The 21,738-nt window shown below is 52.2% G+C and carries 25 protein-coding genes and 1 pseudogene; 16 read left to right on the top strand and 10 right to left on the bottom strand.

Annotation, left to right across the window (positions count from 1 at the left end):
- Window positions 1-10 precede the first annotated feature (10 nt).
- Window positions 11-1,720 carry an XRE family transcriptional regulator gene (locus tag K3T83_RS05835; protein WP_220202038.1) on the bottom strand — a complete coding sequence of 570 codons (1,710 nt, stop codon included), beginning with the start codon at window positions 1,718-1,720 and terminating at the stop codon, window positions 11-13.
- Window positions 1,721-2,447: 727 nt separating this feature from the next.
- Here K3T83_RS05835 and K3T83_RS05830 point away from each other — a divergent pair.
- Both K3T83_RS05830 and K3T83_RS05825 read left to right on the top strand, forming a co-directional pair.
- Complete coding sequence (locus tag K3T83_RS05830; RefSeq protein WP_220202037.1) at window positions 2,448-2,660, top strand: helix-turn-helix domain-containing protein; 213 nt, start codon at window positions 2,448-2,450, stop codon at window positions 2,658-2,660.
- 396 nt (window positions 2,661-3,056) lie between these two features.
- Window positions 3,057-3,194 (top strand): hypothetical protein, encoded by a 138-nt coding sequence (locus tag K3T83_RS05825; RefSeq protein ID WP_220202036.1) that lies wholly within the window; start codon window positions 3,057-3,059, stop codon window positions 3,192-3,194.
- Here the strand turns inward: K3T83_RS05825 and K3T83_RS57135 are convergent.
- Window positions 3,179-3,304, bottom strand: a complete 126-nt coding sequence (locus tag K3T83_RS57135) for a hypothetical protein (RefSeq protein ID WP_268963440.1) — start codon at window positions 3,302-3,304, stop codon at window positions 3,179-3,181. The two genes, K3T83_RS05825 and K3T83_RS57135, sit on opposite strands and share 16 nt — an antisense overlap.
- A gap of 305 nt (window positions 3,305-3,609) precedes the next feature.
- On the opposite strand from K3T83_RS57135, the gene K3T83_RS05820 reads away from it, so the two are divergent.
- The 6 genes and pseudogenes from K3T83_RS05820 to K3T83_RS05795 all read left to right on the top strand — a co-directional run bounded on the left by K3T83_RS05820 (window position 3,610) and on the right by K3T83_RS05795 (window position 10,366).
- Complete coding sequence (locus tag K3T83_RS05820) at window positions 3,610-5,163, top strand: COG3415 family protein (protein ID WP_220202035.1); 1,554 nt, start codon at window positions 3,610-3,612, stop codon at window positions 5,161-5,163.
- Window positions 5,164-5,189: 26 nt separating this feature from the next.
- A pseudogene (locus K3T83_RS05815) lies at window positions 5,190-7,441 on the top strand (winged helix-turn-helix domain-containing protein); the annotation flags it as partial.
- Window positions 7,427-7,807 carry a helix-turn-helix transcriptional regulator gene (locus K3T83_RS57825; RefSeq protein WP_373324583.1) on the top strand — a complete coding sequence of 127 codons (381 nt, stop codon included), beginning with the start codon at window positions 7,427-7,429 and terminating at the stop codon, window positions 7,805-7,807. The pseudogene K3T83_RS05815 and the gene K3T83_RS57825, both read left to right, overlap by 15 nt.
- 246 nt (window positions 7,808-8,053) lie before the next feature.
- Window positions 8,054-8,746, top strand: a complete 693-nt coding sequence (locus tag K3T83_RS05805; RefSeq protein WP_220202032.1) for a DUF4386 domain-containing protein — start codon at window positions 8,054-8,056, stop codon at window positions 8,744-8,746.
- A 48-nt stretch (window positions 8,747-8,794) separates the two neighbouring features.
- A complete protein-coding gene (locus K3T83_RS05800; RefSeq protein ID WP_220202031.1) occupies window positions 8,795-9,781 on the top strand; it encodes an NAD(P)-dependent alcohol dehydrogenase in 987 nt (328 codons plus the stop codon).
- A gap of 144 nt (window positions 9,782-9,925) precedes the next feature.
- Window positions 9,926-10,366, top strand: a complete 441-nt coding sequence (locus tag K3T83_RS05795) for a hypothetical protein (protein WP_220202030.1) — start codon at window positions 9,926-9,928, stop codon at window positions 10,364-10,366.
- 173 nt (window positions 10,367-10,539) lie between these two features.
- Here K3T83_RS05795 and K3T83_RS05790 read toward each other — a convergent pair whose 3' ends face one another.
- Entirely contained in the window at window positions 10,540-11,019 is a 480-nt protein-coding gene (locus K3T83_RS05790; protein WP_220202029.1) for a MarR family winged helix-turn-helix transcriptional regulator, read from the bottom strand.
- Window positions 11,020-11,303: 284 nt separating this feature from the next.
- Here K3T83_RS05790 and K3T83_RS05785 point away from each other — a divergent pair, with 284 nt between their 5' ends.
- The 4 genes from K3T83_RS05785 to K3T83_RS05770 all read left to right on the top strand — a co-directional run bounded on the left by K3T83_RS05785 (window position 11,304) and on the right by K3T83_RS05770 (window position 13,142).
- The gene (locus K3T83_RS05785) at window positions 11,304-11,654 is read left to right on the top strand and encodes a VOC family protein (RefSeq protein WP_236064830.1); all 351 of its coding nucleotides are present in this window, start codon (window positions 11,304-11,306) and stop codon (window positions 11,652-11,654) included.
- 6 nt (window positions 11,655-11,660) lie between these two features.
- Window positions 11,661-12,281, top strand: a complete 621-nt coding sequence (locus K3T83_RS05780) for a hypothetical protein (RefSeq protein WP_220202027.1) — start codon at window positions 11,661-11,663, stop codon at window positions 12,279-12,281.
- A 17-nt stretch (window positions 12,282-12,298) separates the two neighbouring features.
- The gene (locus K3T83_RS05775) at window positions 12,299-12,793 is read left to right on the top strand and encodes a hypothetical protein (RefSeq protein WP_220202026.1); all 495 of its coding nucleotides are present in this window, start codon (window positions 12,299-12,301) and stop codon (window positions 12,791-12,793) included.
- A 193-nt stretch (window positions 12,794-12,986) separates the two neighbouring features.
- The gene (locus tag K3T83_RS05770; RefSeq protein WP_220202025.1) at window positions 12,987-13,142 is read left to right on the top strand and encodes a hypothetical protein; all 156 of its coding nucleotides are present in this window, start codon (window positions 12,987-12,989) and stop codon (window positions 13,140-13,142) included.
- 184 nt (window positions 13,143-13,326) lie between these two features.
- Here the strand turns inward: K3T83_RS05770 and K3T83_RS05765 are convergent, their stop codons facing one another.
- Complete coding sequence (locus tag K3T83_RS05765; protein WP_220202024.1) at window positions 13,327-13,941, bottom strand: TetR/AcrR family transcriptional regulator; 615 nt, start codon at window positions 13,939-13,941, stop codon at window positions 13,327-13,329.
- 231 nt (window positions 13,942-14,172) lie between these two features.
- Between K3T83_RS05765 and K3T83_RS05760 the strand changes: the two genes are divergently transcribed.
- The 3 genes from K3T83_RS05760 (at window position 14,173) to K3T83_RS05750 (ending at window position 16,606) form a co-directional block, all read left to right on the top strand.
- Complete coding sequence (locus tag K3T83_RS05760) at window positions 14,173-14,943, top strand: alpha/beta fold hydrolase (protein ID WP_220202023.1); 771 nt, start codon at window positions 14,173-14,175, stop codon at window positions 14,941-14,943.
- 435 nt (window positions 14,944-15,378) lie between these two features.
- Window positions 15,379-16,089 carry a hypothetical protein gene (locus K3T83_RS05755; RefSeq protein WP_220202022.1) on the top strand — a complete coding sequence of 237 codons (711 nt, stop codon included), beginning with the start codon at window positions 15,379-15,381 and terminating at the stop codon, window positions 16,087-16,089.
- 100 nt (window positions 16,090-16,189) lie between these two features.
- Window positions 16,190-16,606 (top strand): ester cyclase, encoded by a 417-nt coding sequence (locus K3T83_RS05750; RefSeq protein WP_220202021.1) that lies wholly within the window; start codon window positions 16,190-16,192, stop codon window positions 16,604-16,606.
- Window positions 16,607-16,783: 177 nt separating this feature from the next.
- On the opposite strand, the gene K3T83_RS57820 is transcribed toward K3T83_RS05750, so the two are convergent.
- The 6 genes from K3T83_RS57820 to K3T83_RS05725 form a co-directional block, all read right to left on the bottom strand.
- Complete coding sequence (locus K3T83_RS57820; RefSeq protein WP_236064829.1) at window positions 16,784-17,062, bottom strand: carboxymuconolactone decarboxylase family protein; 279 nt, start codon at window positions 17,060-17,062, stop codon at window positions 16,784-16,786.
- A gap of 57 nt (window positions 17,063-17,119) precedes the next feature.
- Window positions 17,120-17,323, bottom strand: coding sequence for a carboxymuconolactone decarboxylase family protein (locus K3T83_RS57815; RefSeq protein WP_236064828.1), 204 nt, complete (start codon window positions 17,321-17,323; stop codon window positions 17,120-17,122).
- Window positions 17,304-17,660 carry a carboxymuconolactone decarboxylase family protein gene (locus K3T83_RS05740; RefSeq protein WP_220202019.1) on the bottom strand — a complete coding sequence of 119 codons (357 nt, stop codon included), beginning with the start codon at window positions 17,658-17,660 and terminating at the stop codon, window positions 17,304-17,306. Before K3T83_RS05740 ends, K3T83_RS57815 begins: the two co-directional genes overlap by 20 nt.
- A 326-nt stretch (window positions 17,661-17,986) precedes the next feature.
- Window positions 17,987-18,343 carry a VOC family protein gene (locus tag K3T83_RS05735; RefSeq protein WP_220202018.1) on the bottom strand — a complete coding sequence of 119 codons (357 nt, stop codon included), beginning with the start codon at window positions 18,341-18,343 and terminating at the stop codon, window positions 17,987-17,989.
- Between the two features lie 38 nt (window positions 18,344-18,381).
- On the bottom strand, window positions 18,382-18,987 hold the full coding sequence (locus K3T83_RS05730; protein ID WP_220202017.1) for a DUF6073 family protein: 606 nt from the start codon (window positions 18,985-18,987) through the stop codon (window positions 18,382-18,384).
- Window positions 18,988-19,495: 508 nt separating this feature from the next.
- Window positions 19,496-20,245, bottom strand: coding sequence for a thioesterase II family protein (locus tag K3T83_RS05725; protein WP_220202016.1), 750 nt, complete (start codon window positions 20,243-20,245; stop codon window positions 19,496-19,498).
- Between the two features lie 296 nt (window positions 20,246-20,541).
- Here K3T83_RS05725 and K3T83_RS05720 point away from each other — a divergent pair, with 296 nt between their 5' ends.
- Entirely contained in the window at window positions 20,542-21,714 is a 1,173-nt protein-coding gene (locus tag K3T83_RS05720; protein WP_220202015.1) for an aminotransferase class V-fold PLP-dependent enzyme, read from the top strand.
- The last annotated feature ends 24 nt before the right edge of the window (window positions 21,715-21,738 follow it).

Raw genomic sequence — 21,738 nt, 5'->3', positions numbered from 1 at the left:
ATGTACAGGATTACGTGGGGATTTTCAGCTCCTTGTGCATGCTTTGTAGAAAAAGCCGTTCTGTTTGCCAATGCCAGCTCTGGTAATAACAGGGGGTTGATTTGTCCAGATCATCCGTGCCATGCTCTACACCCTGGAGATAAATGCGAATAGCCAGAAATTTTTTTAGCAGCCTTTCAGCGAGCCTGGAAGAACCGTATTTCCATGCATAGATCGCTACCCGGAAGAGCAAATGAGCGGCTTCGGGGGAAACGATATTCCATTGCTCAATGTAGACGACACATGTCAGGGCCTGCCGTATGTACCGCTGGCAGCACTGCCAGGTATCAGCATCTTCTGGATTGGGGAAGGCTTGACTGACAAGGCGTACAACTAGTTTAGCAACATGGCGCTGCTCCGTTTGCGAATATCGTTCTCTAAATATTATCTGTATCATCACATGAATATCAAATGACATATTTTCTGCATTACGTCTAATGAGAGAAAGTGAACGAAGAACTCGCAAAGCTTCATCAAGTAAAAGCGCATCTGTTGTCATGGATTGCAGTCTCGGATTCAAATTTCCTCCACCAGTAATAAGCTCTTGAGGAATAGCATGTGGATAGAAAAATACACAGAGGCGCAGCAATTCAGCAGCAAAAGTATGCTGCTGCTCCAGGCGCTCAAATGCCAGAGAAAACATTGCATTCACAGAGTGAGGGTGTTCAAGACCGCTTCCTCCTCGCCTGTCAAGCAATTCCAGGCGTCTCTTCCGGTAATGGTCGAGGTACTCTTCAGTACTACAACCAGTCTCCTCAATATAAGAGCCTGCCTGGTCAAGTGCCAGGGGAAGGCCATCCAGGAGTGAGGCGAGTTCTTGAGCAGCAGGATACCTCGCAAGATCTATCTGTTCCAGAGCCAGGTCCAGCTCAATCTGCTTAGCCCGTCTCAAGAGGAGGAGAGTTCCTTCGGGGCCTTTCATTTTGTCGAGCTGAATACAACGAGCGAAGCCTCCGGTAAACTGGGTACGCGTGGTCAGCAGCGTATGCCCATAGCAATCAACCGGTAGCACAGTGTATAGCAGCGTAAGATCTTCGATATTATCCAGGATCAGAAGCCAGTTTTCATGATTGCTCAGCCAGATCCTGAGGAGATCAATAGCATTCTCCACGTATTCTTCACAACGGGAAAGGTTCAAAAGATCCTTGAGGGCTATACAACTAGAATTGAGATCATCCTGTGTCTGCGCCTGAAGCCACAAAACAGTGCTATAGGTATCACGATAGCGATAAGCGTATTCTATAGCAGTCTGTGTCTTACCAATACCACCCAACCCACTTAGCGCCTGAACCTGCGAGAGTACCGATCTCTTTCCTCCAAAAAAGGTTGTATAGAGATCGTTGAGTATCTCGTCTCGATCCGTGAAGAAAGGATTGCGCCGGTAGGGGACCTGCCAGGGTGGTGCTGACGTTCTCGATGCCAGAGCGAAATCTGCTTGTACCACTGAGGAGAGATCAGACGCAGGCGCGATCAAGAATCCCAATTCAGCCGCATTCTTCTGAAATAAGACGCAGAGCCTCTCACGATAATAAGGGCTAGGGAGGACCAATCCCTTTTCCCATCGATGGATATAGGAGGAGGTAGGAGCGTCAATCTGTTCTGCCACGTAGCACTGTGACCAGCCTCTGAGTTCTCTTTCTCGTCGTAGAAACTGGTTAGCCGTTGCTTTCTCCTTCTTCATGGGCAAAGGTAATATCTCACTTTCCTGTAGTGCTGATGATATGTTTTGCTGGCATGAGGAGGGGTTCTCGGTTGCGTCAGAAAATGGTCAGTGACTACGAGGGAGGGATGAACCGCACTCCATTCATTGCATTGGGGGAAAAGCAAGTTTCTTTTCCTCTCGTACGTATTCCAGGATGGTTGTATTACAGCCCCTCTCTTCTGCATCATAGCAGCCGGAAGTGTCCAACACCAGGACAGGATGCGGCCATCTAGCGGTCACTTTTCCTACCATACCCGATTTCTCGCATGGCAGCGCTGGTTTTCGACCTCTAGAACAAGGAAAGTGGCCGCTTAGTGGTCGTATGTTGTTTTGGTGTTAGGCTCTTCCGGCTGCTATGCTCTCTTTGTTGGAAAAGGAGCGCTCGCATCCGCTCGGTCGCGAAGCCACCCATTGCCACAACAACAGTGGGGGGGGTAGCCACGATCATTTATTTGAGCTGTACAGCCAGCCCACAAAGGTCTCGCTGCTTCTTCTCTCGATATCTCGTTGCACAACCCGTGGGACAATGCCGCTCTCGTCATTCAAGTTTTCTCTTTGGTACAAAATCCATATGCATCTGCCTGAGAAACTTCTCTCTTTCTTTGATAGGCCACTTGACGGGTAGATCCTTCATTGCTATAGTAGTTACTATCAAGAGTAAAGTGTCGATATTTCTCAATGTATCTGTCAAGAGAGGAAATAATACATGAATACTGATCTGCTCACTGTTTCAGAGGTGGCTCGTCTCTTGCGTGTTGATGATACCACGGTGCGCCGTTGGGTGAAGCAAGGAGTGCTTGAGGCGGTGGTGCTTCCCCATGTGAACTCTCGTCAAGCCTATCGCATCAAACGGGCGACCTTGGATCGAGTGCTTGGGCAACCATCCCTTGCAGCGACGGCTCCGTCAGCACAAGACTGAAGCGAACACCAGTTCAGGCCGTTGTGCTCTGAAGGGTTGGTGAGCAGACGGCCAAGCTCAGAGCACAACCACGAGCGCATCAGTCATCGTGGTTGTGCTCTGAGCCTGTCTTACGCACGTATCTCCTCAAATTTCCTGTTGTCTTCTCTCCTCCATCAACATGGAGTCGTTCTCCATCTCTTTTCTTCCAGAGAACCAAACACCTGCGAGGTTGATTTCTCTGAGGTCAGGTGTGTCGAGAGCTGGATGCTGCTCTCTCCAGGCATTCCATGGGATTGTGGTGCGTGTGGGCTGCATCGAAGCCGAATATGACCCCTTGCCAGGCTGTCCCAGTTGCATAGGTCTGTGCCGCTGCTGTAGCAGTTGCGGCTCCAGCTTGAGACGAGGAAAGCGTCGGTGTCCTGGCTTGAACTGGAGAAAGTGGAGTCGCCCTTGCCCTCCAGACGTAAAATACCACAGGCTACTCCCGCTGAGGATGACAAGGAGCACCAGGCCGAAGGTGAAGAGTGGACGCTTGCTCAGTGTTCTGGGTAGGGCAGCGTTCCCCCGAAGGATTGGTAGGCACTGACTGAACTGGAGGAGTGGGCCACCGAAGCAATGCCAAAATCGCTGAGTGACACGGTGCCATCTGGGCGGCAGAGCATATTCTCGGCTTCACGTCGCTATGCACCACATGGCGGTCATGGGCATATTATAAGGCGGAGGCAATCTGGGTGGTCACGTCTACCACCATCTCCAGAGGAACCCGACGGCCTTTAGGATAGCGGTCACGGCTTTGGTGAAACCAGCACATATGCTCTCAATTCTGCACATTGGGACAATGTTTCCTAGAAAATCCGCTTGCCATCTGGTATACTGTTCCTGAGTATTGTAAGTGCTATCTACCCCTCTTGGACTGACTGACCATTGAAACACGTCATTTACCGCTTTGCGAGAGGGAGGAAAACCGATGGTTGCCCCGGCAGTCGAAGGCATCAATCTGTTCAAAGTTGCGGGCCGCTCCATTTCAGGATGGGTCCCCAGCTTCAAGATGGGTGCAACTTCCCCGGTGAAGCCGCCATTTTGTAGCCAGCTCGAAGAGCGCCTCTTGCTCTGGCTTGACTACCACCCCCAGGTTGCCTCCTACGCACGTGGTGATATTGGGCCTCAGTTTGCTGCAACCTATCGACTGTCCATTCCTAAACACGCGCCGTTTGCCATTGGCTACATGTTTGAGAATAAGCCTCACGAGTATCTGCCTGATGTGGTGGGGATGTTGACCAATGGGAAACCGTTCATCGCCGAAGCAGGAATGGAGGATGACAAACGAAGTGATCGCAGCCTTGCTAAGGCAGAGGCTGCCCGAAGGTTCGCACACATCCAGGAAGGCACCTTCTGGATTGAGACTGAGCACACGCTGACCCGTGCCTATCACGACAATCTGGTCTTCTTGCATGCCAGGCGCAAGGTGTTTCCTGCCTATGCAGAAATGGTGATGGCCGTGCAAGAGAGTTGGCCCTGGGGAGAAGTCGCCAGCGTCGAAGAGATTGAAGACCGTCTCGACGGGCGATGGCCTGCTCATCTGATTGAAGCGGCGATCTGGAAACGCGTAGGAGATAGCATGGCCGCAGGGCATTTGCTCGTTGATCTCAAGCAGCACACACTTGACCGCAAGCTGCTTCTCGCCCTGCTCCCACCGGACGCTTCCCCTCGTGTCCCTGACCCTCTTCCTGAGATACTGGAAACCGTACCTGACGCTGCGTCAAGGCTTCCGACCATCTCGCTTGCTCAAAGTTGGCAGGTTCCTGGTTCGACCTTCGATGCTTCTACGCTCGACGAGGAGCAACGAGATCGCTTCCATCGGAATCTGCGAGCTGTGGAGCAGGTGCTGGCCGGGGCACAACAAACGAAGATTGCAAAGGAGTCAGGAATTGACCGCTCGACGCTTTCACGCCTCGTGAAACGGACGCGCGAGGTAGGCCAGATTGGATGTCGGCCTCATGGCAAGTATCGTCGTGCGCCACAACTCCATCCGGCTTTCCAGGAGTGTATCTGCCAATTGTATGCGCTCCTAACGCGCCTGACCATGGCGGCCATCCAGGAACATACCGAGATGCATCAGGTGGCAGCGCGCCTCTCCGCGCAAACAGGCACAACGGTCAAACTTCCCTCCTACAAACAGGTGCGCACGGAGGTCAATCGTCTGAAGATGGAGCCGGAAGTCGTGGTCATACGTGAACAGGCGGATCAGCCTCGATCTAGGGAGGAGGTCGCGATCCCGACCACCGCATCGATCAAATGCACGTTTTTGGGGGTGGTTCCCATTGACATCAAGCCTTTTGCGGAGAGTGGCGTCTCACTGGTGGAATGTCCCGATTGTGGGAGAACCTGGATGCTTTCTCCACGCGGTGGAGTGGTGCGCTTCAAGTCTCACGACAAACGCAAAACGGCGACTTCCCATACCGCAGAGCAGTGGGCCATGCGTGAAACGATCTGGAACGTTGTCGGAGGAGAGAACAAGTGACACCTCTTCTCGCCACGAAACTGTATATGCCTCGGCTTCGGCCAAACATGGTCAGCCGCTCGCGCCTGATCGAGCGGCTGAGCGCGGGGCTGCATCGCAAATTGACTCTCATCTCGGCCCCCGCTGGCTTTGGCAAAACCACGCTGGTGAGTGAATGGGTCCAGGGCATCGAGCGACCGGCTGCCTGGCTGTCCCTGGACGAAGGGGAAAACGATTCCACCCGCTTTCTGACCTACCTCGTCGCAGCTTTGCAGACGATTGCGCCCAAGCTTGGGAAAGGGGTATGGGGAGCACTTCAATCTCCTCAGCCACCGCCACCCGATTCGATTTTGACGACCCTGCTCAATGAGCTGACCACCCTTCCCGATCAGATCGTCCTCGTTCTGGACGATTATCATCTGATTGAGGCGCAGGCAGTTGACCAGGCCCTCACCTTTCTGGTCGAGCACCTGCCGCCACAGATGCACCTGGTTATCGTTACTCGTGAAGACCCACGCCTGCCCCTGGCCCGTCTGCGCGCCCGGGACCACGTGACCGAACTGCGCGCCGCCGACTTGCGTTTTACAGCCTCCGAATCCGCAGCCTTTCTCAACCAGATGATGGGCCTGACCCTCTCAGCCGGAGATATCGCTGCCCTGGAAAGGCGCACCGAAGGCTGGATTGCCGGTCTGCAATTGGCTGCGCTTTCCCTCCAGGGACAGGAAGATACCACCAGGCTCATCGCATCGTTCACCGGCAGCCACCATTTCGTGCTGGACTACTTGATGGCAGAAGTCCTCGGGCAGCAGTCCGAACGCATCCAGACGTTCTTGCTGCACACCTCCATCCTCGACCGGATGTCAGGACCCTTGTGTGATGCCGTGGTGCTCGACTCCACTACTCCAGGGCAAGCCACCCTGCAAGACCTCGAACGCGCCAATCTGTTCCTTATCCCCCTGGACAACGAGCGGCGCTGGTATCGCTATCACCATCTCTTTGCAGAAATGCTCAGGCTGCGCCTCCCCCAGAGCATTTCCTCCTCTCCAGCCATTGCGCAAAGCCAGATACACGAGTTGCACCTGCGGGCAAGTAGCTGGTATGAAGACCAGGGCCTCACGATGGAAGCCTTTCACCATGCGGCGGCCGCTAACGATGTGGAGCGCGCCGAGCGTTTGATTGAAGAAAAGGAGATTCCCCGGCATTTTCCTGGCGCGGTGACCACTGTCCTCTCCTGGTTGGGCTCGCTGCCAAAGACGATCCTGGATGCCAGGCCCTCGCTGTGGGTGAGGTATGCCACGTTGCTGCTGGTGAGTGCCGAGATGAGCAGTGTGGAAGAGAAACTCCAGGCGGCTGAATCCGCACTGCAAGGTGCCAATCTGGATGACAGGACCCGCGACCTGATCGGGCAAATCGCCGCTGTCAGGGCGACGTTGGCTCTCACTCCCTACCAGCCAGAAACGGTGCTTGCCCAGTCACGCCGCGCCTTGGAGTATCTGGACCCCGAGAATCTGTTTTCCCGCGCGACTGCTCACTGGACGCTGGGGGCGGCCTACCAACTCCAGGGAGATCGTGCTGCGGCGAGGGGGCCTATACCGAAGTCGTCGAGAACAGCCAGGCCTCCAAGGATATTTTCACCACCATCCTGGCGACGATGTGCCTGGGCATCCTCCAGGAAGCAGACAACCAGCTCCATCTTTCGGTCCAGACCTACCAGCGCGTTCTGCAATTAGCAGGGGATCAGCCACTTCCTCATTTCTGCGAAGCGCATCTGGGCCTGGCCCGTGTCCTCTACGAATGGAACGATCTGGAGGCCGCCGAGCAGCACAGGCGACAGAGCTTCCACCTGTCGCGGCAGTCTGGTCATGCAGTGGAGTACTCCATTGCCTGTGAGGTCTTTCTGGCCCGCCTCTCTCTTGCCCGGGGAGAGGTGTCCGATGCTGCTGCTTTGCTCGCAGAGGCCAGTCAGTCCGCGCAGCAGCACAACGTTGTGTCTCGCATGCCTGAGATTGCCGCCGCGCAAGTGCTCATCTTCCTTCGCCAGGGGAGTCTTTCAGCGGCAGCCCATCTGGCTCAAGCACACCAACTCCCTCTTAGCCAGGCCCGGGTCCATCTGGCTCAGGGCGACCCATCTACAGCACTGGCGGTGCTCGCTCGCCAGCGAGAGCTGGTGGAGGCGAAGGATTGGAAGGATGAGCAACTCAAGGTGATGGTCCTCCAGGCGGTCGCGGCTCGCGCTCAGGGCGAAAAGGATCAGGCGCTGCACCTGCTCGTTGATGCTCTGGCGATGGCCGAGCCTGCCGGTTTCATCCGTCTCTTTCTCGACGAAGGTCTCCCTATGGCTTCCCTCTTGTCCGAAGCGATGGCTCTTGGGAGCATGCCCGACTATCTCAGGAAGCTGCTCGCTGCATGGGAGGCCGAGAAGCAGCAGAGCGAAAACACCTCGTCTCCGCCCCCTCCTGCCCAGTCCCTTCTCGAGCCACTCTCAGAGCGTGAGTTGGAAGTCCTGCGTCTTGTTGCTACCGGACTCTCCAATCAGGAGATTAGCGAGCGGCTTTTTCTGGCTCTGGGGACCGTGAAAGGCCACAATCTGAAAATCTTTGGCAAGCTAGGAGTCCAGCGGCGCACCGAAGCGATCGCACGAGCCCGTGAGCTGGGGCTGCTCTAAGCCGATCGATTGTCGTTTTCCCCGCATGGAACGGTTCGTCCCCCACCACACTTTCCAAACATGACTTTAGTAGTGCTCTGTTCCTCCTGCAGAGAAGAGAGAACATTACTCCGAACAGCACTTTCGTCTCTCTCTGTTCCTGCTCCCGAGAAGCTATACTCCTTACATGAAGATATATGATGTACGTGGCACATAACAAGAAATAAACACACAAAAGTGATCAACATCAACAAAGAGGAGAAAGAAATGAATTCAAACAGAAATACGGCAAGAATTGCGGGACTCTTGTTTCTCGCCGGGACGGTGACGGCTCTCCCTATGTCTTTCACCGAATCGATTGTGAATGCTCCAAACTATCTCACGGGCATTGCTGCAAACAGTACCCAGGTGCTCATCGGAGCGCTTCTGGGTTTTCTCGCGGCGGTGTTCTCTGGGAGTATTGCCATTTCGTTGTATCCCGTCTTGAAGAAATATAATGAAGCTCTGGCTCTGGGAGCGGTTGGTTTCCGGCTGCTTGAGCCCGTCTTCTATATCGTGAATATCATAGGCATCCTCTCGCTCGTGACGATAAGCCAGGACTTTGTCAGAGCAGGAGCACCAGCCGCTTCTACCTATCAAATCGTCGGCGCGGTCATCCAGGCCGCGCGAGCGTATGCAAGCTATGCGTTTGGGGTCAGCACTTTTAGCCTGGGTGCTCTGATGTATTATGTCGTCTTCTATCAATCACGACTCATTCCTCGCTGGCTCTCAGTGTGGGGTTTGATTGCCGCTACCCTCTCAGGCGCCTCGGCTTTCCTCGTGATGTTCGGCCTCAAGCCTCTTTCGCCCTTCTTCACCGTACTGATTCTTCCCATCTTCTTCCAAGAAATCGTTCTGGAGGGCTGGCTCATTTTCAAGGGCTTCAACCCCTCGGCCATCGCTTCACTGTCGGCAAAATAGCAGTAACAGGATAACATGAGCGTCTTCACGCGAAGAAAGGATCATCACATGAAAGCCGTCATCTGTACCAAATACGGACCACCCGAGGTTCTTCAACTCCAGGAGGTTGCCAAACCTGTCCCCAGCGACAATGAAATATTAGTGAAAGTCTCTGCGACCACCGTCACCGCAGGGGAATCCCTGGTACGACGTTTCGCGGTGCCTCTCTCGTATTGGCTCCTTGCTCGACTCGCGATTGGCTGGAGTAAACCCAGAAAAGCGATCCTGGGGATGGTCGCAGCCGGAGAAGTGGAAGCGGTCGGGAATTCGGTCACGCGCTTTCAACGTGGGGATCAGGTGTTTGCCTATGACATTACCAGATTCAGGACGTATGCCGAATATACCTGTCTGCCAGAAAACAGCGCGATCGCACTCAAACCATCGGCTGTCACCTATGAGGAGGCCGCCGCCATTCCTTATGGAGGCATCACCGCCTTGCACTTCCTCAAACAAGGCAAGATCGAAGCCGGACAACATGTGCTGATCTATGGCGCTTCTGGTAGCGTCGGGACGTTTGCCGTCCAGCTTGCTAAGCACTTTGGTGCTCGTGTTACTGGAGTGTGCAGTACGAGCAATGTCGCCTTGGTGAAATCGTTGGGAGCTGATCAGGTCATCGATTACACACAAGAGGATTGGACCCGCCGCGGTGAGACCTATGATGTGCTGTTTGACGCGGTCGGCAAGACGTCCTTTCCAGACTGTCTGAAAGTGCTGAAGAAAGAAGGAGTCTATCTGCAACCGCTCGCTGCGCCGGCACTCAGTCTGCGCATGCGTCTTGCGGGAGTGACAAGCAGCAAGACGCTCATAGGTGGAGAAGCAACTCCAAAGACGGAGGATCTCATCTTCCTGAAAGAACTGGTTGAAGCAGGCAAGATCAAACCGGTCATTGATCGACGCTATCCCTTGGAGCAGATCGTCGAGGCTCACAGGTATGTTGACCAGGGGCACAAAAAAGGAGATGTCGTCATCACAGTGCAACAGAGCAATCACATTTGACAACACTCTATGGCTCAGGCTGCGAGCGCTGGTCCGCCTTTCCCGTCTCTGCGGTCTCATGGATACCTCCATGCGGATCGCGAGAGAGCGGAGGGCAAACCAGATTCGGTGCTGATTCCCTTTCTCAAAAAAGAGCGCAGCCTGTTGAAAAACCCCGAAGACGGTGGTAGAAAGGAGTATCCCACGCAAGGCGCGAGTGTGCCCGCTCGGCACGAGAGAGGATCGTGTCTGCCGAGCGGGCAAAGTGACGGCGGGAGGTGGTATGCTCACCTCGACACGTTGATGCTGAAGCAGTTGTATGCACGCGCACCGATGCACGCGACGGCTCCAGTCCTGCCAGAAGAGCGGTTCACTCCCGATGCGGAGAGGATGCAGGAGCACACTCACCTGGCGCGGCTTCGCGGTCTGGGTGCCATTCCATTGACACTGGTTGCGGAATGGACAAGGGCGGCAACTGCGAATACTGGCCCCATACACCACACGCAGGCTCCCATCAGCTTCTCGATGCTGCTTATGGGAAAGAAGCGACTGCCCAACTGGACAATCCTACGGGTTGCGCAACGAGGTTGTAAAGCTGAGCAATAATAGAGACACTGGCGAACAGAGAAAAACTGTGCCTCTCTGGAAAGGAAATGGGTTGTTAATCTTATGCCTAATAAACTGGATCGCTCTATGGCCTGACACCCCGAGCCTCATGAAAAGGCCACAGGTCAATGGTCTAGGCTCTCAGATGAGCGCTCCTCTGCTGGATCTTCGGGCTACTCCTCAAGGTTCCGCGCGGAAATGCTCCTCCGATAGGAGAGACCCAGCACGCGATGGACCAGATCTCGGAGGAGCGAGAGCAATTGCTGCATGTTTTCCTCACCATAGATACGCGTCCACTCCTCCTGGACCTGCTGAACAGTGTGTCGCGCGAGCCGATGAATCTCCCATCCTTTTGCTGTTCGGCGCACGATCTGAGCACGGCCATCTGTTGGATCAGGAATGCGTTCTAAATACCCGGACTGCACCAGGGAATCGACAAGATATCCGGCGGCCTGCTTCGTCATGCGTGCCTGACGAGCGAGCTCCGTGACGCGGCATCCCTCTGGTGGCAGGTAGCGAAGGATAGCACTATGCATGAGTCGCACCTCACTATATCCGGCCTTGGCGTACTGTTCAAACACTTCGTGCTCAAGAATATCAGCTGGAATGCTGAGCAGTGAACCAAGGAGAAAATCCTCACCCTGAGTCTGCATCTGATATCTTCCCCTCCCTTGACAAATTAGACAAATTTTTTTACTATATGCATATGAGATGGACAAAATTTTTGTCTATCTTCAGTATAGCATAGAAAGGAAGCTCTTTTCTCGCAGCTCTCGGGCCAGCGCGGGAGGATTTCTTCTGAAAGACGGAGTGACGCGCGACACCAGAGTCAGGCGAAACCGCGCCGACTGCTCAATCCGCGCGAAAAGGACACACAACACGCTATTTTACTACAGATGAAAGGTAGGTTATGACCATGGCTGATGAAAAACTTCTGATGTTGTCAATGGCCGTCACCGAGATGGCGAAGGCCAAAGCGTTCTACGCGGAGCAATTGGGCTGGTCTGTCACCAATGACGTCGGGCAGGGAGATCGGCATTGGGTTGGTCTTGAACTCCCAGGAGGAGGTGCCTCGCTGACTTTGACGACGATGCGTGAAAACATGAAACCGGGGACGATGAAGCTCTATCTCTCGACTTCACATATTGAAGCCGCGTACCAGGAGCTCAAAGCAAAGGGCGTTGCGGTCAACGAAGTGAAGGATGACCTGTATGGCCCAGGCTCTGGCATCAAGTGGTTTGAGATCACAGATCCCGATGGCAACCGGTGGCTGGTGGTTCAGTCCTAGGTGCCTATGCACTGCGAACTGGCGATTATGACACCATCCGCCGTCACCATCCAGATTACTCCCACGTCAGTTCCCTCTATGCCGACCTTTCTGGGAGAAGAGGTGTGCAGTGGGTGGTCATCGACGTGGATAGGACTCGACAAGCGGCTCGCCAACGAGCATTACCGCAAACGGATGCCCTGCCTGCTCTCCATCGCCGGCTTGAGCAGGTCTGCGCGCCGGGCTATCAGGGCCGCAAGCGGGGAGAAGTTGTCCGCACGCACCCGCACTGTGATCCTCCAGGCGCATACGCAACAATTTCTCGGCACGTTTGGAGCGCCTGGCAACGGGGACTACCGCGGCGACTTGCGACGGGCTACCCAGGTGATTACGAGCTATGCTGCCAATCTCAAGCTTCTCCCCGCCTCTGTGCTTCTTCGTTTGGACGGCTTGTATGGCGACGCGGCTCCTCTTCTCGATGTGCTTACGGCTGGCTTGGGCGTGCTTGCCAGAAGTCGTGCCTATCATTTGTTGGATCTGGAGGTGGTCAAACAGGCCCAGGCTCGTGTCCCCGTTCAATTCAGCACCCATCCAGAAAGCGGGATGACACGAGCAATCGTACATACAGTGCTCGTGTCATCCCCTTGACCCCAACCGGACCAGATGTGCGCCTAGTGGTGGCCACCCATCCCGCCACGTCCTCTTCTCCCGCTGTCGGCATAGAGCGGGACGGGACGATCTATGAGTTGTTTGTCAGTACCCTGCCCTCCCCTGCCTTCACCGCCTCGGAGGTCCTTGATCTGTATCTGCATCGCGGCTCGTTTGAAACGGTGTTGGCCGATGAAGATCACGAGCAAGATTCCGACCGATGGTGTTCCCATACTCCCAATGGGCAGGAATTCTGGCAAATACTTTGCCAATGGGTCTGGAACCTCCGTCTGGAACTGGGGCAACATCTCTCTTCGTCCGAGCTGCGCACGATGGAGTTTGCCGGAGCCAGTGTTGTCGAATCTACTCCTGCCGTGGAACCTATGCCTCCTGAGAAACCGACTCCGCAGATTCAATATGGTTCGCCTCAATGGGCGGCCCCTCTTTCACGGGGGCTTTCCAGGCTCTGCTTTTATCCCACAACCGGATGGGATGCTGCGTTGCCCCGCTGATCATCCGCTCTATCCACAAGAACGGCGCTCGGAGCGTGATGGCTCCCTGCGGGTTCTGTATGCTGCTCGCATTGGCCATTGTCGCTCTTGTCCCGTGCGTGCGCAGTGTCAAGAATGCAGTGACACGATCAAACCTCGACGAGTGAGTGCGGTGTTTTGGCCACTCGAATCCTCTCGTTCGGATGGTTCTCCCATGCATACAGATACGCCAGCATCACTGCCTCTTGCCCCGGTGCTGTGGAAAGACTGGCCGCGCTGTTACATCCGCCGGCAGTGGCTGAAAGTCATTCGCCGCGAAACAATTATCTTCACTTCGACGCCACACCAGCATCACCACCTATCCCCCTAGCTGTTGAAGAAATTCTGAGCCGAGCTAGGCGTGCACATTGGCGTCTTTCCTGGGAGCAGCGGCTGGCACACAACGCCCGTTCGTCTGAGGTGCCCAGGTTTTCCGTGAGAGCCTGTAAAAAAGCGAATCTTGAACTCCAGGGTGTGTGAAATGGTGTCTGCCCGCGCCTTCGCCTCGCTTCTCCTCATCCAGATGTTTCCTCAGTTGGAGGTATCCGCCGCTTTGTGCTGGAAAGGATCGCTTGCAAACTTTGTTCAAGAAGGACAAGAATCTGTTCGCGTGGGATATCTCGATGCTCGAGCCATTGGAGACACACCTCTTGAAAAAAGCTGATCCAACTCTGAAGAGCAAGTCGTACCAGAGGATCTGCCTCATTGCTGCCAAGACTCTGGCAGAAGAGCGTAAATTGGCGTTGCCGATAGTCCGTAAGCAGAGCTTCGGCCTCAGCATCCGAGCCGATCCCTCCACGAAAAACCATTCTTGTCAGAGCTGGAGACGCCTCAAAACGAGCCAGGAAGGCATTTAAGCAGGCGTGCAGATCGGGAAAGTCCTCGGGGATTTGGCTCATTGTCGTTAATACACTACGTAAGGTTTCCAGATAAAGATCGCGTTTACTGACAAAATAATGATAGAGTAGCCCCTTGGACATCGACGCCTCCAGCGCAATGTCATCAATCGAAATTTCGTCATAAGGACATCTCGCAAACACTCTCTGGCTGGCCTCCAGAATAGATTGTATCCGAGCATCGCGTGAGAGCACTTCTCGCTTCTTTGGCTTGGCAGAGGACGATGGACGCATAACAGACGCTCCTTTTCCTTTCTGGCAACCTCATGGGTGAGCCAGAGACCCTCTTTTGAGAGAGTATAACGTATGATTGACCTTTATTCAATAGATTGACTTTTATTCAATGCTATGTTACCATCTTGGCATTGAATACTATTCAATGATGACAAAAAGCAGTTGCCTAGCCTTCTCCGTTCAAGGTCAGAGGGCATACTGTCTTTCGAGTAAAAAGGAGGAGAAACCACCATGACCGATACCTATCCCCTCTCACAACTCCATGTTGAGATACAAGGGAGTGGACCACGGGTCGTTTTTGTCCATGGAGGTGAGCAAGCGGGAGGTTCGATTGCTTTCGCCCCTCAGTTTCCGCTCGCGCACACGTTTACGTTGATCTTGCCTGATCTCCCAGGGCATGGCCAATCCCCTGCACAAGGGCCGAAGAATGTCGAGCGCGATGCGGTGCTCATTGCCGAGTTGCTTGGTGATGGGGCATATCTGGTCGGGCATTCCTATGGCGGAGCCGTAGCCTTGACAGCAGCAGCTAGGAGACCCGCAGCCGTTCACTCCCTCACACTCATTGAACCAGCCACGCTCGATATTGCGCAGGATGACCCGGAGGTCCGCAAGATGCTTGCAGAGATGGCCAAAGCCATCTCCATTGCAGATCCACGCGAGAGGCTCGAAGCCTTTGCGACAACCGTGGGTATAAGCAAAACATGGCAGGACCCACTTTCCGAGACATATCGCAGATTGGCTGAAGATCTGCCAAAGCTCTCAACTTCTGGCGCGCCCAGCCTTTCTTCGCGGCAACTGGCCGAACAGATTGTTGCCGCCGGTATCCCTTCTCTGGTTATTTCCGGGGGACATCGTCAAGCTTTTGAGAACCTCTGCGATATCCTGGCAGGGATCCTTGGAGCACAACGAGCGGTCTTTCCAGGATACGGCCATGTTCCCCAGGCCAGTGGGGAACCCTTCAATACCTGCTTAGAACAATTTTGGGCGCAACACTCCTCGTAAGCGAGACGTCCCCTCTCCGCCTCAGGAGAGGGGACATGTTCAATCTGAGCACGCTATTGCCTGAGGCACAGGAGAGCACCGACTTGAGAAGGCGTACTTCTTCTCTTGGGGATCACTTCTTGCAGAAAAAAAAGCAGCAGCATCATATGTTTCCCTATTACTTACTACATCCCCAAAAGATCGCGAGAGAGGGGAAAAGAGTGGCTATGGAGACGAGAAAAGCATACACAACAGATCTGAAAGTGGCGATGAACCAGAAAACCGACTCCATTATAATGAGTCTGCTATTACATTCCTAGATATCAAAAGCGACAATGTATTTTGATTGCAAAAAAGCAAGTAAAAAGAAGTATTTTGTTTCGATTGCAGGTATTCTATTATATGATCGAATGAATTTGAGTAAGCGTGTGCTGTACGATCAGTAAGGAGAACGCAATGGGCCAAAAGATTCCTTGGACGAAGCCATTGTATAGGCAGATCTTTGATGTTCAGTCCTTTTTTTTCTATTTGCTTGTGTTCGCTTGCTTGCTTTCTGCCCTGCTCATTTTCGTCTTCTGGACGGAAGCGTGGGCGATCTGGATTCTGGGATTTCTGATTATTGCAGCCTGGATGCCTCTCGTTATCTCAACGATGAAAGCAATTTATCATCAGCACCGCTGGCTGGCCTTTCTCTACTTGTTGGTAGTAGCTCAGGCAGCACATATGATAGAGCATCTCGCGCAGATGGTCGAACTGCATATATTGGGGTTGCGTGGCCCCCAAGCGAATGGGATCATTGGTTTTCTCAATGTTGAATGGGTACACCTCATCTGGAATTCCTGGGTGCTGGTAGCTGTATTCATGTTGTTGTTTGCGTATCGAAGCAATGTATGGTTGTGGATCCTGTTCATTTTTGCTATCTATCATGAGATAGAGCATATCTATATGGTAGCTATGTATATCAAAACAGGTATGGCAGGCGATCCTGGCTTGCTCGCACACGGAGGGCTGATTGGAGGCGGACTTCCTATTAGTCGCCCGGACCTCCATGCTCTCTATGCTGTCCTAGAAGAGGTAATGCTTCTAATGATCTATTTTATAGAGCGGAGAAAACTCAAGCCAACACAGGAACTGCAAACAAATGCAATTCAATTTACTGTTAGTTAGGATGTGCCTCTTAGTGAGTATTGGTAGTTTTGGATAAGTATTGCTGGCGTTGTCAAGAATGACCTGATTGTGGACATAATTCAAAAAGGCAAAGTGAACGATGAGCGCGCAAGACAATGTTAAGCTTATTGAGGCTATTGTTGACGGTTTCAACACTAGAGATTACGGTCCATTTATTGCTGCCGCAGCAGACAGCATTGAAGTACGGGATTTGCCAAGGAACGTAACCCAGCACGGGCCAGCGGGCTTTAGACAATTCACCGAAGATCTCCATGTAGCCTTCCCTGACAGCAAGATTACAGTGACTAATTTGCAAGCCACAGATCAGCAGGTGACTCTGGAGTTCTCATGTACGGGGACACAGACCGGTGCATTTGGCTTTTTCCCAGCGACAAATAAAAATATTAGCATGCATTTCGTTAATATCTACGAGATTAGTAATGGTAAGATTGTTAAGGTGCGCACCTACTACGACGGACTTACCTTCATTCGACAACTTGGCCTTCGTTTGAGCTAGATCAGAAAGGTTGCTCAAGCTGCTAGAAGAATGGCAGCTTGAGCAACCTTGACGAGTTATCCCACTATGAGCCGAATTATTGTAGGCGTATCGTATATTTACCTGTGCCCGTTAAGCTCCCATCGCTCTTACTGATGCGCCAGTGCCAATCAAATGGATGGAGACTGTTGACAATTTTCAAAGGTATCCATCTTTTAACAGCCGCTCTGCACCTGAGATGAACATTTCAGCAGATGGAATATCTACGTTGAGTGCGTCTGCTATTCTGTTGATACAATGAAAGTACATACAAATATAGAGCGCATCCTCGATAGCCTGATTACTTATCCCTGCAGCATGTAATGGTGCTATATCTTCGACTCCAATTTGCTCTGGCGCCAGCGTCAGCTTTTCTAGAAAACCGAGCATGGCACGTAACTTTTCCGAAATGGGAGCAATTCTCCAGTCTGTCAGCACGCTTTGTACGCATTCGGTAGAAAGTGCTTTCGATGCAACTGCACCGTGAGCACCTATTCAAAATACACATTTGTTCTTGGAAGAGGTGAAGGTGGCGATCAGTTCACGTTCTCCTACAGTCCATTCAGATGATCCTCGCATGACATCTTGCAGACAAATTGAGAATGGTTCTCCAAAGAGTTCTGGTCGATAGGCAAATATACGTCTGATATCCGAGACCTGTTCGTCACGCATCATTTGCTCAATACGTTTGTTGCGCATCGTTCGCTCCTTGTAGTGCGGCGAGACCTCGCTGCAATCGTGCCAGTCCCGCACCTAGCGCAGTACTCAGCGTGATCTCGAGTATAGCGTCTTCCCCGTAGCCGATCTCTTGCAGCCCTTTAACGTCTTCGTCCGTGACGCGATAGGCGTGTAATGCCACCTTAGTTATGTAGCTCTGTATAGCAGAGGGAAGTTCATCCGATAACCCTTGCGGGGCTTCCTGCAATCTCACCGCTTCTAATATAACTCTGTTGCGGAGAGATTCTGGCGTCTCTCCTGGTTGCGTCTCTACCGCTTTCACAAGTTGGTCCATATATTCTGCATGTCGATCATCCATAAACGTTCATGATCCTTTTACCCTTGACATGATCTCTGTAACACTCAGTGATCTGATAAAAGCATAGCATTTTTGCGCTGGTAATCCTTCTTTTATCTTGCTGTATCTTAACCTGATGTATGTAGCATCCAGCCGTATGGAAAAGGGCTAGCCAGAACTGCATTGGCAGATAATTCTGGAACTCTCGATCTGCTTCGACTCGATACTCTTTGGTCGATAAAAAGACGGCGAGACGTGAGATGCACGCCTCGCCGCTTTCGCGCTGTTGATTTGACTCGCTAAAGTGATTCCCCATCAGTATCAAAATTTGGGGATCTTATGTCAAGTTAGTAGGTGAACAAACCAATAAGATTGCCCTGTGGGTCTTTGAAGACAGCAAACCAACCCATATCGGGGATTTCAGTTTTTGGAGTGACTGTTTGGCCGCCGAGTTCTTCGACTTTAGCCAGGGTGCTATCAATATCGTCGGTTAAAACGGAAACCCGCACCTGGTTGATCTTATGACCAGCCTGATCACCCACCGAAACATACCCACCACCGGGACCTTCTTCGGTGTAGAAGCGGTGATAATTAAGATTGCCGTAATATTCATGCTTCCAGCCAAAAAGATTGGAGTAAAAAGCATGAGCTGCTTCGGGGTCTTGCGCTGGAATTTCAACATGTACAATCGAGTGTTGAGACATGAGAGTACTCCTTTTTCCTTGTTATGTTGAGACGTTGACTAGCTCTCCAGCCATGCGCCGATGTGTGTTTTCACCCGATGTAAAATCGCCACCGGATCGCTATCGGGGGCATCTTTACGATACAGCAGAATATCGACGCGCTCTTTCGTCCCACCACCCTGACCAACAGGAGGAATGTGGGTGATATTGTGCTCAAGAGCGATAGGCTCTTTGTTAAATACGGTCATGCCCATGTCCAATAGTTCGAACTGCATGTAACCGTACATCTGGCACAACTTGGGAGAATCAGGAGCATTATAGGTAGTGCCTGTGCGCACCTGACCTCCAGATGGCTTACCAAGATCGGGATTGACGCTGGCATGAACGCGCCCAACATAAGCGCTTACCCCATCAACGCTCAGTTCGCGCATTGTGATGTCAATGGAGGCATCGTGCCAATCGGCGGAAGTAGGGGTCGCGCGCTCAATGGCGTAGTGACCATGAAACTCGATGACTTCTTCGCCCTGGCCGATGATCTCGATAGTATCCCAGGTGATGAAGCTCAGGCGATCTGTGCCGCCCTCAGGCATGGTAAAGAGCTGAAGTTCAGCAAGCGATTTGGGACTGGGGACAAGAGATTTGGTGACCTGTTTCTGTTCGAGCATGGAAACCTCCTTGAGGGTATCGAATACCAAACAAACATAACGATCATGAGAACGTGCCTCGCATTCGCCTTCCTGTGAGAGTTGTCCCGAATCTTGCAGGAAATAACTCAAGTGATGCACGGTAAGCTTCTCTCGTGCCTACATATGATACTATAAGGTATGAGAAGCCCCATGCGCTTCTCATACCTTGCGCCCTTCTTACAATCGCAAAATACCTTTTTTTGAGCGAATACTAGATCAGGCAGCGATGGTCACAGCCGTTAAATTGAGCGGTATTTTTTGAGAGCACGATGAACGAAGTGAGTGAGTGGATGAGAGCAGTCTAGTGATGTTGGATTCGTGCTGCTCCCCGAAAAAAGGGTCGATGCGGTGCTGATGCTGAGATACCTGGAACATGGAACACCCCGCATTTAGTAGCTGAGCTATGAGATGGTTAATTTCTCCATCTCTACCTTTAAAATGGGAGGTGTTCCGTCATTTGGCTCTCCAACCAGCTAAGTGCAGGAAGCTATACCGGAAAAAGTTCTGCCTGAATACATTCTGTGAGCAACTTCATCAGGAATTCCGGGTGATGCAGGCCGAAGAAGTGATCCCCCTCAAAGAGCTGGACGCGAAATGAGTTTGCCGTATAGCCTTGCCAGGCCCAGAGATTCTTAGGGTCCGCAACGAATTGATCATGCTCCGTTCCAAAAACTGTGAGAGGGAATGTAAAGGGCTTCTCCAGCGGAGGCATCTCCTGTTCCAGCATTTCAGCATCATGTTTGACAGCTGGAATGGTTGAGAGGATGTAATTGTACTCGGCTGAGTTGGGCTTAAAGAAGCTCGTCATGATATCTATAAAGGCCGGTGTTTTCATGAATGCTACCTGTGAGGCTCGCTCATGGGGAGCCATACAGCCAGCGATAATAAAATGGTCAGGTTGCACACTGGTCCGCTCGCGCAAATAGAGTGCCACCTCATAGCCCCATAATGCTCCGACACAATATCCGTGAAAAACTAGCTTCTGCCCATCACGTGCATGAGTGAGAAGCGACTGAGCAACTGCTTCGATAATTTGGTCTCGATCCTTGTAATGTAACAGATCTGGTCCTCTATTGGGTAGTTGGATGGCGCATAGCTCAATGCTTTCTGGCAAAAATGTAGAGTAGGAATCCCAAATCCAAGCATCTGCTCCGCCAGGAGGAAAACAGATAAGGCGTACCTGTGCTTCTTCGTTTGGGCGGGGGATACGGAGCAAACCGTCAGGTGAAAGGAACATGAAAAATTCTCCATTCAAAATATTCACAGCACAATTTAAATAGCTAAATGATGTATTACAAGAAAAGCAATTGCCTGATTGGCGAAGACTGCCTTTCAGTCATCTTCTCTTTGCTACTATAATCCACAGATTAGTTTTATTGCTTCTCTTACATTGCTTTATTGGCTGAAATCTTAATGCAGCAATATGTCTTCAAAAGCAGGATGAGAGAATTTGGCAAACTAGAAGAAGCACAGAAACATCCTGGAGCTTATACTCGTTTTAACTGACATCCTCGCGTTTACTAAGGAGGTTTCATGCTTGAATCCACCCTGGACATAACATCCATTCGCCAGGAATTACCGAGCGTTACATCTCATATTTATATGAATGCGGCCTCCTTTGGCCCCCTCCTCCGTTGTGTTCCCCAGGCCATGAATACATGGCTACAGAAAGAGTGCTGTGAGGGACGGCCTGGTATGGCGACATTTGAGACCATTGGAGTGCTATATGCCGAAGCGCGTAATTATCTGGCACGTCTCCTGAATGCCGAAACAGATGAAATCGCACTGACTGGCAATACAGGAGAAGGGATGAATATCGTCTGCCAGGGCCTCAAATGGTTACCAGGAGACGAGGTGATCATTACAGATCATGAACATGTCAGCGTGATTATCCTGCTTCACTATCTTCGAGATCGTTATGGGATCACGATACGTGTCGCTGAGTTGGGGCCGGGAGCAACGGTGCCTGCGGAAGAAGCGATTGCCAGTTTGATTACCCCGCGTACACGTTTGATAGTTCTTTCACATGTTTCCTTCATGACAGGAGTAGTCCTGGATGTACGAGCTGTCGCCGAACTGGCCCATCGATCTGATATTCCAGTCCTGGTGGATGGAGCACAATCAGCAGGAGTTATTCCAATCGATGTCAAAGAACTGGATATCGATTTTTATGCGCTCCCCATGCAAAAATGGCTGTGCGGACCGGATGGTACTGGCGCGCTTTATGTCAGGCGCAAGTTTCTTGAACATCTGCAACTCTCCTATGTGGGAGGATGGTTCTCGCTGCTACGCAAAGAATCGGGAGGATGGGGCTTTCAGAACGCTGCTCGACGCTTTGAACTGGGAGGACGGCACACGGCAGCCGTTGCTGGACAGATCGCAAGTTTGCGCTGGTTAGAAGAAACTGCCACGTATCGCTGGGTTTTTGAACGCATTTCGTATTTAAATAACTATGCCTATGAGGCAATCAAAAATGTTGCAGGTGTCAGCGTGCTCACACCTCATCCTGGGGCAAGTGGATTGCTTACATTCACCCTGGATGCCTCTGACGTGGGTTTTATTGAAGCGTGGCTCCAGCATAATCACAATATCTATGTTCGCGCTATTTTTGAACATAATGCCTTGCGCATCTCGACAGGATTTTATAACACAGAGGAAGAGATAGACTGTCTGGCTCAGGCGTTGTGTGAGTGGAAAAATGCCTGACGGACGGCTTCGTGCCAAAGGAGA

The sequence above is a fragment of the Reticulibacter mediterranei genome (genome assembly GCF_016587455.1).
The sequence above is the reverse complement of the archived record's forward strand: the minus strand, read 5'-3'. Positions and strand labels throughout refer to the sequence as shown.